General features: G+C 44.5%; 4 protein-coding genes. All 4 read right to left on the reverse strand.

Annotated features, from left to right (window positions below; all coding sequences use genetic code 11):
* The coding region (locus LS69_RS09945) for an aminotransferase class V-fold PLP-dependent enzyme (RefSeq protein ID WP_138124655.1) at positions 1-596 on the reverse strand (596 nt) is incomplete at its 3' end.
* Positions 597-626: 30 nt separating this feature from the next.
* On the reverse strand, positions 627-800 hold the full coding sequence (locus tag LS69_RS10645) for a hypothetical protein (protein WP_194145499.1): 174 nt from the start codon (positions 798-800) through the stop codon (positions 627-629).
* Positions 801-848: 48 nt separating this feature from the next.
* Complete coding sequence (locus LS69_RS09950) at positions 849-1,061, reverse strand: sulfurtransferase TusA family protein (RefSeq protein ID WP_138124658.1); 213 nt, start codon at positions 1,059-1,061, stop codon at positions 849-851.
* A gap of 1 nt (position 1,062) precedes the next feature.
* Positions 1,063-1,842, reverse strand: a 780-nt coding sequence (gene yedE, locus LS69_RS09955) for a YedE family putative selenium transporter (protein WP_138124660.1), incomplete at its 5' end; no start/stop codon positions are given.

Consider the following 1,842-nt stretch of genomic DNA (forward strand, 5'->3'; position numbering starts at 1 on the left):
AGGGCTAGAAAATCTACTTGTTGCATCACATCATTCATCTCTACACAGCCGACACTCTGTGCGCCATCAAGCAAGAAAGCGACATTGTGAGCTTTGGCAAGTGCGCTCAAATCCTCTAGCGGAATCATCGCACCGCTGACATTATTAATATGCGCACATGCTAGGAGTTTTGCGCCTTTAAGCATTGCTTTTGCTTTTTTCAAATCAAGTGTGTGCGTGGAGTTACACGGAATCTCGCGCACTTCTAGCTTAAGGCGGTTTTTTAGCGCATTAAGCGGGCGTTTAATTGCATTGTGTTCCATTTGGGTAACCACGACAATATCATTTTCTTTGAGGAATCCTTGCAAAAGCGTATTGATTGCCATTGTAGCATTGAGTGTAAAAAGGACGCGCTTACAATCTCTCAAGCCGACCAAATCAGCCAAAAGTCTCCGCGTTTGATAAAGGATTCTGCCAGATTCTATGGAGAGAGAATGTCCGCTTCGCCCTGCACTCGCACCGATATTTTCCAAAAACTCAATAACGGCTTCTTTGACGCCCGGAGCTTTAGGAAAAGTCGTTGCGGCATTATCTAAGTAAATATAGTTTGTTTGCATTTTGGATTCCTTTCCAAATTTACGATTCTGTTACTCTGCCATTGCAAGGAGCGGAGCGACAAAGCAATCCACGAGATAGAATCTCACTTTGAAAGATATTCTGAATCTCGTTATGGATTTGCAAGTATAGGTGAAATTTGCTTCACAAATTGCACACCACGGATTCCTTGCAAAATCCTCGCAATGACGAATAGTGGCTAACATTGTGGATTGCTATGAATTTTTAATTTCTTAAGCATTGCGCAAGGGAATTTACGACTTTCTTAAGACAAACTCCAAATCCTCACCTTGTTCTTTTTGGGATTCCACAATATAGCCATTTGTTGTAGCAAGGCGCACGATATTATCGCTACTTGCTCCACAACTGCAAAGCACTTTAATTGCACTCTCGCCTTTATCTATTAAAGGCTTAAGGTTTAGCACGGGTTCGGGGCAAGAAAGTCCCCGCACATCAAGTTCTACCATTTCAACTCCTTTTTTCTCTCGCAAAAATTGCCACAAGTAAGCAGAAAATAAAGCCTATGATGACTGCCACAGGTGCGTTTGCTCCAATCCCTGCTGGTGAGCTAGCAAGGGAAAAATTATGCGCAAACGCCGCGCCTACCAAAAGCCCAAGCACAAACACTGCCGCATCGCCATCTCCTTCGCCACTAAGGATAATTTGTCGTCCCGGACACCCACCTGCAAGTGTAAATGCGATTCCAGCAAGTGCCATACCTAAGAAATTCCAAAGCGTATCGTTGTGCGCGATAGGTTGCCCTGTGAAGCCCGGATTAAAGAATCCTAGTGCGAGATTGGTTACAAATGCAGCAACGACTAATGCAATCACGCCTTGTAGAATGTGCGTATCGCGTGTAAGGATTGTATCGCGCACCGCGGCAATCATACAAAATCGGCTTTTTTGGAAGATAACGCCTAAAAATAATCCCGCGATAAGTGAGATAATCAGCGGAGCGTGCATAGAGCCGGGACCTTTTGTGGAGAATTTAATCGGAGTATCGCCACCAAGCCCCCAAAATAAAAGCCCGAGTAATCCTAGTGCAAAAAGCGGGAAAATAAGTCCTACGATTTTACTTGCAGGGCGATTGCGTCCAAGTGAGAATCCGCGCTTGAGGAAAAAGATTCCAATGAGGATTCCAAAGATTAGCCCAAAAACCCCTGCAATTGCAGTCCAATCCCCAGCACTTAGTCTTAGCCACATTCTCCAAGGGCAGCCTAAAAATACTAATGCACCAATCATCGCAAA

It is taken from the genome of Helicobacter sp. MIT 05-5294, assembly GCF_000765675.1.
In the GTDB taxonomy this organism is placed as follows: domain Bacteria; phylum Campylobacterota; class Campylobacteria; order Campylobacterales; family Helicobacteraceae; genus Helicobacter_D.

Coding starts and splice junctions, on each gene's coding strand:
- LS69_RS10645 (WP_194145499.1), bottom strand. CDS start 800: ATGTTAGCCACTATTCGTCATTGCGAGGATTTTGCAAGGAATCCGTGG.
- LS69_RS09950 (WP_138124658.1), bottom strand. CDS start 1,061: ATGGTAGAACTTGATGTGCGGGGACTTTCTTGCCCCGAACCCGTGCTA.